Genomic DNA, 15,130 nt, shown 5'->3' on the forward strand with positions numbered 1-15,130 from the left:
TCATTGAGGGGTCAAACTATTGGGGTGGATGGAATTAATATTCGCTTAACATTGGCAGCAAAATGGCGGCTGCCAGGAGGAGGAAGTCGGCGTAGTCGTGGAGTTCTCTTCGGATGAATTTCAGTGAGGCGGCTATGTGGTTCTGCACAGTAAAGATGGAAACATTCAGCAGGGCAGCTATTTCAGCATAACTCATTCCCCGTTCCCGGTTAAGAACAAATGCTTCGCGGCGGCGGGGTGGCAGCTTCTCCAGGCAGGCCTGGTAGCGTACCAGCAGCTCCCGGTAGTTGACTATTTCGGTGATGTTTTCGGTGGCAGGCGCCTCTTCTTCCCGGGCGCTGAGGGTCAGCATGGTCTTTTTACGGCGCAGCATACTCACTGTTTCGTGGCGCATCATCGTAAAAAGATAGCTGTTGAAGTCTTTCAGGGTGGCGATCCTGGATTGCTGCTGCCATACCTTGAGCATTACATTCATGGCCAGTTCCTCGCTGATGGCCGGATCCCCGGTATAGCTCAGGGTGTAGCGCTTCAGGCGGGGGAAATAATATTCGAAAAGCGGTTTGAACTTTCCGTCGTTCCCGGCCAGCCAGTCGTGCAGTAATGTTGGAATCAGCATGGAATCTTCCATCAGGTGTCTCAGTTTTGCTGGTAGCAAAAGTAACAGCTGAATATTAAGGGATTATTAACTCCTGTGGCCGGTGCTCAGGTGCTCCCGCTTTGAATTGTTGCAAAAGGTACTGTCATCCAGGGTTTTCAGCGTTGAACTTCATGCGTTTATTAAATTTATCGCTGCGGAGAGCATACATATGGTTGCTTATCAGCATAGTACCTGATTCCCGTACAATATTTTTTGATACCTGCTGCCGGGCACGATGAAAACGAACTTAGGATCGGATATGATCTGCATGAGGTACGCTCAGGAGCCACTATTCTCACTGCGGATACATATGCTACTTGTTTGAATACTTTCGTATGATCCTTATCACCAGAGAACCATTTATAACCATCTTATTGATCATAAAACCAAGAGAATGAAAAAGATCATCTTTTTTTTATTAATAACTGTGGCTTTTTTTACGGATGTAAAGGCCCAGAGCTATTACGCAGGCGTTAGCGTATCCACCGGAACAGTTATACCTGGTCCAACGATAACCGGTGTAAATGCACATGTAACGGTTACGCAAAGAATAAATCCTGCTGTCATTAACAGTACAGATTATCCCATTGTATTATCAGGTCTTTCTGTTTTCGGGATTGCTAAACTGGTAAGTGCAGTATATTATTGGGTGGATCCACCTTCCTTTCTGACTCCCCTGACCATAAATGTACAATCAGGAGGTTATCTGGTTGTGACCAACAATCAACCTTCCAGTGGCAGTATCAGGGTCAGGGCACTTCTTTTAAACCATACAGATGCATATGGTAGTTATATCAGAATAGGGCCGTTTCAAACCGTAAATGTTCCTATTCCTCCCATATCCATTACTTATCTGGATAGTGTGGATGGCAGTAATTCCACCAATCCATACAATTCCACTTTACAATTCGGGCTTGAAGCTATTCCCTGATGATATATACTTAACGGTGTAAAAAGATCGTCAGTAATATAATGAAGCATAAATAAGCAGTTAACTGGTAAAAGGCTCATGACAACATTGCGTAAGCAGCGCTGTTATGAGCCTTTTATCTGTGCTGTAAACAGGGTTATTACGGGATGATGTATATCCTGGTTGGGTCATGGAATGACTGTGTTAAAATGATATCTTAATCACTTCCACGTATATATGGTTGAGCTTTGCTTACTGCTGTTCCGGTAATTTTTTTGCATCAAAATGGTTACATTTACATCAGGATACATGACCCCGCACCAGTATTCGACTGCTTGTTTATTCCCTACATTTTTTACAAATAATCTGATTATTTATTTATCGGATGATATAAAGGCGATCGCCATTACATTAAAAACTGCAGGTTGGGATGTTACCCGGTAAAGAGCAGCTGCGCATACCAGCAGGATTGTTATAAAAACTGAATGTTATGAACATGGTAAAAAGAAGGCATGTACTATCCGGCTTCCTTTTATACTTCAACGTGCTGATGATAGGCTGCTTCGCCTGCATTTACGGCCTTACGCCGGTTATTCTCCCATATCATCTGAAAATAATGGGCGTTACTCAGGAGCAGCTGGATAAAGAAATCGTCCGGGGCTTCCTCCTGCTTTACAGGGTGGCGGCTATTTTTATGGGCGCTACAGGTATGCTCCTGTATGGCCTGATAAAATATGCTTATGGGCAAAAACTGACATGGTCCCGTTATGTGATACATATTACCCTGTTGATGATACAGGCAGGCATGCTCTATATTTCTTTTGTCGTTCATCAGTGGAATATATTTATACTGATTCTGACAGCTGCCATTTGCACCATCGTCTCTTTTCTTATCGCCAGGCAATGTTTTCATCCCTCAAAGGATCATTAATTTTTTTTATGAAAAGCTTAATGCATTACAGTAATACTGCCATTTATTCCGTTGAACATCGTGTTCCGGATGATATTATCCGCACGGACGATCTTGAAACACAGCTGGCGCCTGCCATGAGGCGATTCGGATATGGTCAGCATCTCCTTAGTACGCTAACAGGAATAAACCAGCGGCGGCATTGGAAACAGGACGTAAAATCATGTGCCATAGCTATTGAGGTAGGTAGAGCAGCCATCAAGTCGGCCGGTATAGATCGGGGAGAAGTGGGGGTGCTGATTAACACGACTATTTTAAGAGATCATCTTGAACCGGCTGATGCCTCTTTTATTCATATGGGAATTGGGTTAGGGCATCATTGTATAAATTTCGATATTGGAAACGCATGTCTCTCTTTTATTAACGGGATGCAGATAGTAGCCAATATGATAGAGCGGGAACAAATCAAATTTGGTTTAATTGTTTGTGCGGAAAATACAAGAGTGTTGTTCGACAATACCATGGCACAAATGGTGCATCCCGATTGCCCGGAAGAAATATTCCGGCGTAATTTCGCTACGTTGACATTAGGCTCCGGCGCCGCAGCAATGGTGCTTGGGCAGGCAGACAAAAATCCGCAAATGCCCCGGATAAAACATAGTCATGCCATGAGTAATACCGATAGCGCCAACCTGTGCTATCTGAAGTCGGTATCAGAAGGTTTGTATACAGATATGTCTCCTTTGTTAAAAGAAGGACTGGCGCTCTTTACCCGTAATTTTTCTGCAGGCAAGGAAATGTCTGCCTGGAATGAGACACAGATGAACTGGCTGGTTCCTCACCTGATATCAAGAACAGCTTTGGAGCAGCTGGCCCGGCTGTTGCAAATAGATATCCAAAAGATAATTCACATTTTTCCTGAGTATGGCAATATTGCTACCGCATCTATACCGGCGGCCTTATCTATAGCCCGGTCTGCCAATACATTTAAAAAAGGTGATCAGATTTTACTGGGAGGTTCCGGCAGTGGGTTAAATTCGATGATCATAGATGTAACCTGGTAGTTGCAGTGTGCTGAATAGTATAAAACAGCTGAACGATTTCTTTCCTGCTTTAAGCAATGTTACCCTCCGTTTTATCATATTAATAACGGGGAAGAAACGATCAGGTTGTACTACATCCTGACCAATGGGTATGAAATTTTTTAAGCAGATGATAGGTGAGTATATCCGTATGCCGCCGGGGAAAAGGCGTAAATGCCAGATGGCAACAGATCGGAAATACCCACCGCCTTTATGCCCCATACAAAGGCGGTGGGCCGTCGTTAAAAAGTAGCTTTAATACTATCCGTTTTCCAGGCCGGATCCACGGTTACAATCATCCCATCGCCACCAGGAGCGCCATCAAAGAGATTCCCGGACAGATAAGTGATTTTATTGTTTTCGAAAATAACAGACCGGATGGTTTTATAGCCCAGCGAAACATTATTCGCATCGTTACCACTGATGGTGACGTCAGTAGTGAAGGAATTTAATGTGAGCATATAGGAAGGAAGTGTCACATCTCTTTTGCCTTTCAGCGAATCCGGAACCAGGTAGCTATAAGACCAGCTATAGGAATTGTTAATGCCGGGGGTAAGCTGGCCATCAAAGGGTTTCAACCAGGGCCACATACGGTTTTGCATGCCATCTACGCCCACGGTAAGGGTGGTGGTGTTATACGGTATCCGGTCTTTCAGGTGTACGACCAGTTTGGTCACCACCCGGTTAAGGGTAAGCGTTTGATTCACGGCGCCGGATACACTGAGTTCCATTCTGCCGTAGAAAATGTCTGAACCGGGTAGTCTGTTGTAGAAGCCACCGGAGGACTGGGCATTGAAAAGAGAATCTTTGGCGCCGATAATGGAAATGAAATACCTGCCGGCAGCGAGGGTATCCAGGATGCGGCCAAACCCGGTATCTTTTTTACTGGTCTGGTAAATGTTTTTGATAGCCCGTTGAGTATTGGCATCCCACACCGTGTATAAAATGTAGTGGATATTCCCTTTTGCGGCATCAATGTTTTCAGTGGCAGCTGTGCGGCCACCCATCGGGGTACTGGTGCGTTCAAAGCCCGACACATCAATCTGCACGGGATAGGTAGTGCCGGAAGGTGTTGTTGGATGATCTTCTTTTTTACAGGCAGCGAATAGCGTTAATACGGTGAGGGTACCGATCAGGAGGTTTTTCATGTGTGTAGGTTTTTTTAGTAAATGATAGGATGATAGCTTCGATAGCGTATCAACCGTAAGATAATTCAACACGGTTGATTTTTTCGTTTTTGGGGAAGCTGCTTATGACATGATAGCTTTGCAGGAATAACGTTTTAAATTTCGTTATCTTTTCAGATAATTAAGATCAAAATTTCCGGAAATACCTGATAAAAGCCATAAAATCCATCTGTATCATTTGTTGCGTGACTGTACTTTTTAAAGCAGCATTGCCTGGTACAGGAAGAGGCAACCCATACAAGACAATCACTATTTTTCATCTTTGTATCATAAAAAAATATGCAGGAGCTGAAACACCTTGTTTATTCGGAAGACCCGCTTTGGCAAAGGATCAACGATTTTAACCCCGATGATCCCGAAGCGGAGATGCCCTTTTCCCGCAAACTGACCATGGCTCAAAACTGGAGCGAGACCTTTACCCAAAAAGCTATTCAGGAATATAAGCACTTTGTGTACCTCTGTTGTGTATCTCCCGCTGGTGCTTCTCCTTCGGAGATAGTGGATAAAGTATGGCACCTGCATCTCCAATACACCCAAAATTACTGGGAAGCATTCTGTGAAAAAACGCTCGGTAGAAATTTACATCATCATCCTTCGAAAGGAGGTCCACACGAAGAGAAGAAGTACAAACACTGGTTGAAAGATACACTCCGTAACTATAAGCGGGTTTTCAAAAAAGATCCTCCCGCTGATATCTGGAAGCGATGCTACCCGCTGGGTTTGCCCCGCAATCGGGCTACCACTTTCAAAGGCTGGTCTTTGGTCTTTCTCTTTTTTGCGGCTATTGTGATGCTCTCCGGCTGCAGGGCGAATGCGATGGTAATCATCATCCTGGTATTGTTTGGTTTTTTTGCCCTGATTATTCTTTCAGATCTGGTAAGCACGCGGGTGAAAGGAACGGACAACCGTTGCAATAGCGATCGTTGCGGAGACCGGTGCGGCGGTTGATCCTATATCTTCAGGTTTTACCACATGGGTAGTAACCAGGAAAAATTACGCCGTTTTATCCAGTTGTTTTACTACCCATGGTAAGGTGAGTCCCTGACCCAGCAGCGTGAATAATACGACTGCGACGGAGATGAAAATAATGGTGCTGCGCATGGGAAAAGGCAGCCCGTTGTCGAGTGTCACCGGCAGACCAATCGCAATAGCCAGGGATACAATACCCCGCATACCGGACCAGCTGATAATAATGCTGCTTTTAAAATCCAGTAGCGCTTCCTCTTTGATGTGGCCGCGTTTGTAGCGGAAACCCCGTTGCAGATTGAGTTGCTGGAGGAATACCCGCGCAAGCCGGATAAAGAATACAGCCAGGGTAATCAAAAATGCATACCCGATATTCGGCAGTATCTGCGTGGTGCTGATATTTTTTAATACTATCGGAAATTGCAGGCCAATCAGGATAAAGATTAATCCGTTCAACAGAAAGATGGCGATCTCCCAGAAATTACGCGATTGTTGCTGAATATTGTCCGGGAATTTTTTTCTGCTTAACCTGGACATACTTAATCCCAGTATCACCACCGCAATCACGCCGGATACATGGCATTCTTCTGCCAGCAGATAGGTCACGAACGGCATCAATATCATGAGACTGATTACCACCAGATGATTGTTCCGGAACCAGCGCAGCGTAAAGGCCAGTAGTTTTCCCATCACCAGCCCTACGACAAGTCCGCCGGCCAGCAGCAGGATGAATTGAAGAGAGGCCTTCCACCAGACAAAGGCCATTCCGGTAACCGCTGCTACCGCAAAGCGGTAGGCGACCAGGGCAGAGGCATCATTCACCAGACTTTCTCCTTCTAAAATGGTGGTGGTATGATGGGAAAGGCCCAGGCCTTTTGTAATGCCAATCGCTGCTACCGCATCGGTGGCTGAGAGAATAGCACCCAGGGTAAATGCCAGCGGCCAGGTAATACCGGGAATCAGGTAATAGGCCATCACGGCAATGCCGGCGGTGGTAATGAATACCAACCCGATCGCCAGAGAACTGATGGTACTGATATGCGTACGGAATTCCTGAAAAGAGATGTTGAAAGCGGCATCGTATAAGAGTGGTGGCAGGAAAATCAGCATAATGATGTCCGGATTCAGGGTAATGGCGGGCATGGCAGGAATCAGGCCAATGGCGATGCCAGCTACGATCAACACAATGGGATATGGCAGTTTTATTTTCTCTGCAATAGCCGTCAGGCCGATCATAATAGCCAGAATGAAAATGACAATGCTGTAGTTTTCCATAGTTACACTTTAACACAATAATTGACCAAACGGTTGGTGGAGCGATGCCGCCTGCATAAAAAAGAGGCAGTTGTACTTAACTACCTCCGGAAATGACAACGGGTGTTTGATCGCTGTATACGACTTCCCAGTAGGGAGTGAAAACGATATCTTCCACATCCAGCTGGTGTATATCCTCACCGGCGGGTTTATATATTCCGGCGACATGTGTATCCTGAATACAATTGATAAATTCCCATTGTGCTGTCGGTGACGCTTCGCTGCCTTGCCAGTTTCGTTGCCGGTATACCGTTTTCTGCGCGCGGAGTGCATGCGATAATAACAATACTTCTTCCCGTGGGTGATAGGACAGCTGGTCTGCTACAGCAATCACACACAGGCAGTCAAACGCTACTTTTTTACCGGTAGGATAGTATCGTTCATTCCAGATGCTGAAATAGATGTCTGGTGCATGGTCGTTGGTGGCACATACGGTTCTCATGGGTGTCCAGCCTTCTACCTGGCAAAAGCGGCGTTGCCCGTCGGTAGCGGTTAGGGTCCATTTTTCATGAGAGGGCAGGTCCCATCGTAGTTTACCAAATTTTGCTACCTGAGAATAGACGGAATTAGGTTTCGGTACATATTGCAGGGTAGATAATCCGGTTTTTCTATAGGAGGGAGATGCTTGCAATATCTTGTCCAGCAAGGGTTGTATAGTTTGTAGCCAGGTGTCTTTTTCCCAGGGTTGTATGGATGCATCGCGCGCACCAAAAATTAAATAAAAATGGTAATTGCCATTCCAGCTCATTCCGTGACATTTTTTTTTGAAAGTAAATGATTTTCTGATAAAGGCCAAGGTGGAGTTAGTACCGGCATTGGCCTGACTCATAACATTCCCTTAAAATTTAATAATTATATTAGCTGAATGAAAGGAATCTTAGGTTACTTCTGGATCATCTATATGTTTTTTTTCGTCATCCCTTTTCCTATGCTCATGTATTACAATACAGACTACGGGGTAACGGAAAGTGATGGTGGTACTGCACCCTGGTTGGCATTGACCTACCTGGCCGTTTCCGTCATCGCGTGGATTTACCTCCTGACATCCTGGTTCAAAAAATGGGTATTGCTACCCTTTAGGATGAGAAAGGATGTTTTACGGTTGTTAAAAAACGGTGTGAAAAAGAAGGGGCGGGTGCTGGTCAGTAAAGAACAGGGCGTGTTCGCAGCGGGTATTGTAACGATGGAGATTACGTTTGCATTGCAAAATTTCTCCGGCACTGAAATTAAAGAGCAGTACGTAATCCATGATACGAAGCCTGCCGAGCGGCGATATGATGTGGGGAAAACCATTGGCGTGCTGGTAGATGATACCCTGAAAGCGCGGCCTTATCTGACGCTGGAAGGTGCTACAGTGGGCCTCCGGATGGGTCGGATGATTTTATTGAGCCTGGCCTGGCTCGCTGTTGCGGCAGCTGTTGCCGGCTATTATTGTTTCTCCTATGTACTGGAGAACTATGGCACCGGCTGGCGGTTCCTGAAATTTTATCATCCGTTGGTATTGTGCGGGGTGATTCTGCTGGCGTCCGGAATAGGATGGAGATGGTTGCTCCGTATGATAGCAGGTTCACCGGAAAACGGCCTGGAGCTGAAGTATTATGGCATACTAACGGAAGCGGCTATTGTTGCTGCTGCACAAACAGGTACCTATATCAATGAACAGCCGGAAATACGCTTTGAGCTGCGTTACCAGGATCAGCAGGGACGTACGCAAAACGCTTCCGTAAAAAAGATTGTGCCGCTGCTGGAACTGGATATTACCAAACAGGCAACAGTACCTATTTTTTACTTGAAAGACAAACCACAGGAAGTGGCCTTTGCCAGTGATATGGAAGTCTAAAAAAACAAGAGGATGAAAACGTATTTCAGTAGCATTATATGCGTCGTATGCATGGCAGGCAGTATGTCCTGTAATCAGTTCCGGCAGTCGATCACCGACACCCTGGAAGGTAGTCCTGATCCTGCACGAACGGAAAGCAGCAGCCATGAAAATGAAGGTGAGCATCATACAACGATCAGTGTCAGTGGCAGTAAAACAACAACGGTGACAGAACACCATAGCAGCAGTAGTACAACCGTTACTTCCGGGGCTACTGCAACACCCGTAAAAAGTTTGCTGACAAACAAAATGGCCTTATACGAAGCGGAACAGGCGCTCCGCGATTTACCCGCCTATACCGGAAAAGAAATTTATCTGTACAAAACCATTCACTTTTATGATGATGGCAGGATTAATATAAAAGTCCGCCATCCGGAAAATCCGGATTATGTGGATGAATACAGTTTTCACGATGGGAACTGGGATGCCCCCAAGCCGGTACAGTTGTCTGTACATGATAATATTAAAAAGTATCTCGTCAACCTGTCGGATGTCAGCTTTGTCAATGCGGCCGTGGTATACCGCAACTATCGCCAAAAGGCCGACAGCATTACAGGGGTGGTTCCGATAAACTATATCTATGCCGGATTTGATAATAATAAGATCACCTGGTATCCACAATCTATTGATGGCAGCCGGGAACGTTATTTTATCAGTTTCACGCCACGCGGAGAAGTGGATCGTTTTTATCGCCAATAGGATATTGACGGGTGATTGATTACTTTGTGATATCACATAATGAATCAGCCGATGGTAAAAATGGTGACACGCGATAATTGGATGGATAACCTGCGATCCTTTATTACGTTATTGGTGGTAGCCCACCACTCCTCATTAGCCTATACTACCTTTGCCAGCTTCAACAAGCAGGCCTATATTGCTTCCACACACCCTATTGTGGATGCGCAGCGCTGGCGGGGTATGGACCTTTTTGAAGACTTCAACGATATCTTTTTTATGTCCCTCATGTTTCTGATCAGCGGCATTTTTGTAGTGCGCAGCCTGGAACAGAAAGGTACTGCTAAGTTTATCCGTGACCGTTTTTTTCGTTTATTCATTCCATTTATGGTGGGGGTAACCCTCCTCATGTTACTGGCGTATTATCCGGCCTTCTACCTGGCGTATGGCGTACATGACGTGAAGGCCTATATCATCGATTATTTCACGGTGGAAGCATGGCCGGTAGGCCCACCCTGGTTTATCTGGGTGTTGTTTGTATTTAATCTGTTGCTGGCAGTGGTGTATCCGCTGATCAAAAAAGGGCTGCACCGCTGCAGCGGATTCCTGGTGGCACAGGGCGCATCGCCTTTCCGGTTATTATTGGGTGTGTATCTTTTTTCCTGGATTCTCTATGTGCCGGTGGTTCTGGTGATAGACGCAGGAAGCTGGACGGGCATCGGACCTTTTGATTTCCAGATCAGCCGGGTGCTGTTGTATGCCGGATATTTCCTGTTGGGGGCGGTATGGGGGATACCCGGATTGAGTCAGGGTATTTTTGCTACAGGCACCGCTTTTGTAAGACGCTGGCCGGTATGGCTGATGGCCTGCCTGGCGATGTACGGCTGTTTGAAATGGAGCGAGGCGCCACTCATCAGCATGATGGCGCGGCATACCCTAACGGAGTTGCAGGCTACGCTTATTTACCGGTCGATGTGGATATTGTCCTGCGTCCTGAGCGGTATAGCCTTGCTGACTACTTTCAAAAGTTGTGTAAATCATACGGGTAAGATCTGGCAGTCGCTGGCTGCCAATGCCTATGGTATCTACCTCTTGCATTATATTTTTGTAGTCTGGTGTCAGTTTTACCTGTTGGAATATCACCTGCCACCGTTGCTGAAAATGTTGATCACTACGGCTGTAGCTATTCTTGTAAGTTGGTGGCTAACAGCTTTGTTACGGAAAAACAAGGTGATTGGAAGGTACCTGTAATATATAGTCACAATATATATTAAAACCGCTCCTCCCCGCACGATTGCGGGGCGGGGCGGTTTCGCTGATGGGAACCGGTTCATACGGTCAGGGATATACGTACTTACCCGGTTTATTTTTTGCGTAACGTTTCTTTCAGTCGTTTTATCTGGTCTGCTGCATTTCTGTTCTCGGGGTCCAGTTGCAACGATTTTTCATAATGCTGCATGGCGAGCTGTTTCTTACCTTGTTTTAAGAGTGCTTCTGCGAGGCTGTCCCAGGTGTTGCCGGAGTTGGGATAGTCCTGGGTGTTTTGTGTAAACACCGCAACAGCCGCCGGCAGGTTGTTGTTTTGGAGCAGGTAGTAGCCGAGGGTATTGAGTGGTTCTTCTCCGATTACGTGTGTTCGTTGGCGTTGGTAGGCCTTTAGTGCAGCGGCGGCGCCATTGTCCTGAATGGCTGTCAGCAGGGCCACAACGGCCGGATCATATTTACCATATTCTACCCAGCGGATATGATCGCCTTGTTCGCCGCCTATCGTCAGCTGGCACAGGTCGCCGGCAATGGATAAACCATTGGCGCTATTGGTGAAATAGAGTACCGCATCGCGGGTAGCGATGTTGGCGGCAAAGTAGGCTTTGCTGTCGCCCTGATCGCCCCAGTGCCAGGCATAACGGGCATCCGGTGTGCGGGCGAGACCTATACCCATTCCCCAGGCCAGCTGTGGCTGTTTGATGGTATCCACTTTTATCTGTTCCGTCAATAGCAGCCGATGGGTGGCGGGTTGCAGGCCGGTACCGTTGAGTATCGCTGCCAGGAAACGGGCATAATCCGCAGCCGTGGTGCGCAGGCTGGCGGCGGCATTGATACCGGTGTAATCCGGCAGCCACGTTGGCTTACCCAGCCAGTTGTGGCGCCAGGCATATTGCCCGCGCTGTGTGGAATCATATTGCATACTGCTGTGTGTCATGTGCAATGGCACGAATACTTTTTGGGCTATCAGAGCGCCCAGGGGTTGCCCGGTGATTTTTTCCATGACTTTCGCCAGGTAAACAAATCCTTCTCCGGAATAGCTGAAATGATCGCCGGGTGTGAAATGGATGGGGAGTAACGTATCTTTTTCCTGTCGCCAGTTGGGGAAGCCGGCGGTATGGGATAACACGCGGCGGGTGGTGATCAGTTGTATCCGGGGATCGTCGCCGATATCGTAATGGTTGCCCAGGTAGGTGTAGAGCGGTACATCCGGATCCAGCAGACCCGCATCTATCAGCTGGAGAGCAGCATAGGCGGTCACTACTTTCGTGAGAGAAGCGGCTTCAAACAACGTGGCATCCGTTACAGGCGCTTTGGTGCCGGCATGCAGCACGCCAAATACACCGGACCATACCACGGCGCCCTGATGAATGTAAGCTGCCCCCATGCCTGGTATATGATCTCTGGCCATCAGCGCTGGCAGATGGGTCTGCAGCCTGGCAATAACTGTATCGGCGGGAGACTGGCTATATAGCCGGAAGCAGGCAATCAGGCAACTGATACAAATAAGTAAAATACGTTTCATTGTCTGGCGATGTTTTGTATAACGGGGAATAAGTAGTTTGAGCAGCTAATTTACCGGATTATATCTCCTGAAACAGCACCATGATTTGCTACCGTCGCCAAAACGAATGCCAGTAAACGTTTACGCTGAACATCGCGGGATGTCAGCTTATCAGGTGAATAAAATGTGCGGGTTCCCGGAACCTTTTGGCCCTTGTTGTCGTTATATAGCATACCTGACTGTAACAGGCATGTTTCCCCACCTGATGAACAGACATCGGAACCCTATATGGCATCTCTTCAAACAAAAAATAAAACCATGGAAAACACACACCCTCAAACGAACCCCATTCCGGATGTTATTGCCGGATTACCGGAACAACATGAGTTAATTTCCACTATTCCCAGCACGGAGAACCTGGAAAGATTAAACGCTACGATTATCCCCATTACAGTACAGCAGCAAGAACAAACCAACTGGTGCTGGATTGCCTGTTCGGTAAGCATCCATAATTTTTATTCGCCTGGCAGCGCTGTAACGCAATGTCAGACGGCCAGTTTTTTACTGAACCTGACTTGTTGTGTAGGTCCGATTATACCAGCAGGCTGTAATGTGCCAGGGTTGCCGAGTACCTGCCTGCAGGCACTGAGAAATCTCAATAAGGTGAAAACGATCAACAGCCTGACTTTCCCGGAAATACAAACAGAAATACGCGCCCAGCGCCCACTGATTGTCGGATATACCAATCCTGGTAATCAGAGCGGCCACGCCATTGTATTGTGTGGCTTCGACAACGCAGGGTATGTATATATCATTGACCCTACCACTGGTACGGCCGTCGTGAAGTTTGCCGATTTTATTTTTTACTACAGTAAGTATTTCTCAGAAGTAAGCTTTACCCAAAGATAAGCATGCCGGCACATAGCTGTACCCGTTGATACTAACGGTATGGTATATACGGCAATGACAGGACGTTACCATCATGCGTAACGTCCTGTAGTTACATTATAACGACCGTTGCTGAATCAGGGCCATAAAATCCGGCCGGAATTTTTCACTCAGCGGGATACGTTTACCGGAAATATAAATATGATTATCCTGTATCTTCTCTATCTGACTGCTGTTGATAATATAGGAATTATGTACCCGGATAAAGGGAGGCCCCAGTTGTTCTGCAATCTCTTTCATACGCTTATAGGCCAGTAGTTCGCCCTTGGTGGTTACCACCCGCACGTACTCCTTTTCTCCTTCAAAATATAACAGGTCCTGTAAGGCAATCCGCTGCAGGGTTTTGCCTGACTTTACAAAGAAGTAATCTTTCTCTGGTATTCTCTCAGCCGCCGATGGGGGGACAGGGGGCCGGAAGCTGGCTTCTATTTTTTGCCGGGCAGCCAGAAAGCGGGAGAGCGTGATGGGTTTCAGTAAGTAGTCTACTGTCTGGAAGTTATAACTGGCGGCAGCATACTCAGAATAAGCCGTGGTAAATACAATTTTTACACCAGGGGGCAACAGTGCGGCCAGCTCCATACCATTTAAACCAGGCATATTGATGTCCAGAAAAATCAGATCGGCCGTATGTTGCCGGAGGCACTCCAGGGCTTCGAGTGCATTGAAACAGGTGGCCAGCACCTGCCAGCCCGTTGTTTCGCGGATATGCAGCTCCAGCAATTTTACTGCATTGGGTTCATCATCTACAATAATACAGGTCAGACTCATAAGGGCACACTTAAAAAGGCGATAAAATTTCCCGCTGTTTTTTCTGTCGTTAAAGTATAGTTATTGCCATACAGGAGGTCCAGTCGTTTACGCAGGTTGGCGATGCCGGATCCTCGTTCAGAATACGTGGTATGTACGGGTAACCCGTTACAGGTACGGAACAGGAGCCGGTGCGCTTCCTGCACCAGGGATATATTAATTTGATTGGTGGTACTGCTTTTGTCAATACCATGTTTAAAAATATTCTCTACAAAAGTCATCAGTAACATGGGCGGAATTTCGCAATTCTCCTGTACATCGGTGTGGAATTCCAGCGTAATCTCATGCCGGATACGGATTTTCTCCAGGGTGATATAGTTTTTAAGAAAGGCCGTTTCGGTAGACAGCTGTACTTTTTCCTTCGGACTTTCATCTACAAAATACCGCATGATTTCCGACAGCCGTTCAATAAGATGAGCGGTGCGCGGCGCTTCGCGGTAAGCTTCATAATAAATGTTGTTGAGGGTATTGAACAAAAAATGGGGTTGTACCTGTGATTTCAGCAGATTCAGTTCCGTGCGTGTTTTTTGCAGCATCATTTCTTCCGTTTGCCGTTTGAGGGTAAAATACGCGATCGCAATCCGGAAAATAAAGCTCAGTACATAGATGAGCACCATCCCTACAATATTCCGGACCAGGCCTACCATCGTGATGGGCTCCGGATATTTGGCGAAGAAGGTATTGTACAAGGTCATTACCAGGTAACCACGGCTCATACCCAGGACTATCAGGAAGAGCAGCGTAGCGATGATATATAACCACCGGTGTCCTTTCAGGTAGAGACGGGGATAGAGAAAATCAATGTTGCCGTAAATCACCACGGCATAGAACGCGGTATTGATCAGCGAGAAGCTGGCCGCCTGCCCGAAGCTGTCTTCCGACAGCAGGGAAAAAAATAGCAGCAGCAATACAAACAGCCATACCAGCCATTGCAACATCACGGGCGTAAAGGTTCGTTTCGGGAAATGCATGGGTTGAAATTAAGCATTCGTTGGCAGGAATCATAGCGTGGTAGCCAGATAGCCACGCACGGAATATAACAGTT

15 protein-coding genes are annotated in these 15,130 nt (G+C 46.7%); 8 read left to right on the top strand and 7 right to left on the bottom strand.

Annotation, left to right across the window (positions count from 1 at the left end; all coding sequences use genetic code 11):
- Positions 1–34 precede the first annotated feature (34 nt).
- Positions 35–628, bottom strand: a complete 594-nt coding sequence (locus OL444_RS17725; RefSeq protein ID WP_264730984.1) for a sigma-70 family RNA polymerase sigma factor — start codon at positions 626–628, stop codon at positions 35–37.
- 403 nt (positions 629–1,031) lie between these two features.
- Between OL444_RS17725 and OL444_RS17730 the strand changes: the two genes are divergently transcribed.
- From OL444_RS17730 to OL444_RS17740, 3 genes are all read left to right on the top strand, one after another.
- Complete coding sequence (locus tag OL444_RS17730) at positions 1,032–1,568, top strand: hypothetical protein (protein WP_264730982.1); 537 nt, start codon at positions 1,032–1,034, stop codon at positions 1,566–1,568.
- A gap of 469 nt (positions 1,569–2,037) precedes the next feature.
- Positions 2,038–2,478, top strand: coding sequence for a hypothetical protein (locus tag OL444_RS17735; RefSeq protein WP_264730979.1), 441 nt, complete (start codon positions 2,038–2,040; stop codon positions 2,476–2,478).
- An 8-nt stretch (positions 2,479–2,486) separates the two neighbouring features.
- A complete protein-coding gene (locus OL444_RS17740) occupies positions 2,487–3,521 on the top strand; it encodes a 3-oxoacyl-ACP synthase III (protein ID WP_264730977.1) in 1,035 nt (344 codons plus the stop codon).
- A 260-nt stretch (positions 3,522–3,781) separates the two neighbouring features.
- Here OL444_RS17740 and OL444_RS17745 read toward each other — a convergent pair whose 3' ends face one another.
- Positions 3,782–4,687 (bottom strand): hypothetical protein, encoded by a 906-nt coding sequence (locus tag OL444_RS17745; protein ID WP_264730975.1) that lies wholly within the window; start codon positions 4,685–4,687, stop codon positions 3,782–3,784.
- Positions 4,688–5,005: 318 nt separating this feature from the next.
- Here OL444_RS17745 and OL444_RS17750 point away from each other — a divergent pair, with 318 nt between their 5' ends.
- Positions 5,006–5,674: a glycine-rich domain-containing protein gene (locus OL444_RS17750; RefSeq protein ID WP_264730973.1), complete on the top strand. Its 669-nt coding sequence runs from the start codon at positions 5,006–5,008 to the stop codon at positions 5,672–5,674.
- Between the two features lie 45 nt (positions 5,675–5,719).
- On the opposite strand, the gene OL444_RS17755 is transcribed toward OL444_RS17750, so the two are convergent.
- On the bottom strand, positions 5,720–6,967 hold the full coding sequence (locus OL444_RS17755) for a Na+/H+ antiporter (protein WP_264730971.1): 1,248 nt from the start codon (positions 6,965–6,967) through the stop codon (positions 5,720–5,722).
- Between the two features lie 76 nt (positions 6,968–7,043).
- The gene (locus OL444_RS17760) at positions 7,044–7,754 is read right to left on the bottom strand and encodes a hypothetical protein (RefSeq protein ID WP_264730969.1); all 711 of its coding nucleotides are present in this window, start codon (positions 7,752–7,754) and stop codon (positions 7,044–7,046) included.
- Positions 7,755–7,871: 117 nt separating this feature from the next.
- Here OL444_RS17760 and OL444_RS17765 point away from each other — a divergent pair, with 117 nt between their 5' ends.
- From OL444_RS17765 to OL444_RS17775, 3 genes are read left to right on the top strand one after another with little or no spacing between them, the layout of a single operon-like run.
- Complete coding sequence (locus OL444_RS17765) at positions 7,872–8,846, top strand: hypothetical protein (RefSeq protein WP_264730967.1); 975 nt, start codon at positions 7,872–7,874, stop codon at positions 8,844–8,846.
- A 12-nt stretch (positions 8,847–8,858) separates the two neighbouring features.
- Entirely contained in the window at positions 8,859–9,584 is a 726-nt protein-coding gene (locus OL444_RS17770; protein ID WP_264730965.1) for a hypothetical protein, read from the top strand.
- 39 nt (positions 9,585–9,623) lie between these two features.
- On the top strand, positions 9,624–10,814 hold the full coding sequence (locus tag OL444_RS17775; RefSeq protein WP_264730963.1) for an acyltransferase family protein: 1,191 nt from the start codon (positions 9,624–9,626) through the stop codon (positions 10,812–10,814).
- A 112-nt stretch (positions 10,815–10,926) separates the two neighbouring features.
- Here OL444_RS17775 and OL444_RS17780 read toward each other — a convergent pair whose 3' ends face one another.
- On the bottom strand, positions 10,927–12,351 hold the full coding sequence (locus tag OL444_RS17780; RefSeq protein WP_264730961.1) for a serine hydrolase: 1,425 nt from the start codon (positions 12,349–12,351) through the stop codon (positions 10,927–10,929).
- 297 nt (positions 12,352–12,648) lie between these two features.
- Here OL444_RS17780 and OL444_RS17785 point away from each other — a divergent pair, with 297 nt between their 5' ends.
- Entirely contained in the window at positions 12,649–13,239 is a 591-nt protein-coding gene (locus OL444_RS17785) for a papain-like cysteine protease family protein (RefSeq protein ID WP_264730959.1), read from the top strand.
- Between the two features lie 96 nt (positions 13,240–13,335).
- On the opposite strand, the gene OL444_RS17790 is transcribed toward OL444_RS17785, so the two are convergent.
- Positions 13,336–14,046, bottom strand: a complete 711-nt coding sequence (locus OL444_RS17790) for a LytR/AlgR family response regulator transcription factor (protein WP_264730957.1) — start codon at positions 14,044–14,046, stop codon at positions 13,336–13,338.
- The gene (locus OL444_RS17795) at positions 14,043–15,056 is read right to left on the bottom strand and encodes a sensor histidine kinase (protein ID WP_264730955.1); all 1,014 of its coding nucleotides are present in this window, start codon (positions 15,054–15,056) and stop codon (positions 14,043–14,045) included. Before OL444_RS17795 ends, OL444_RS17790 begins: the two co-directional genes overlap by 4 nt.
- Between the last annotated feature and the right edge of the window lie 74 nt (positions 15,057–15,130).

It is taken from the genome of Chitinophaga nivalis, assembly GCF_025989125.1.
Classification (GTDB): Bacteria; Bacteroidota; Bacteroidia; order Chitinophagales; family Chitinophagaceae; genus Chitinophaga; species Chitinophaga nivalis.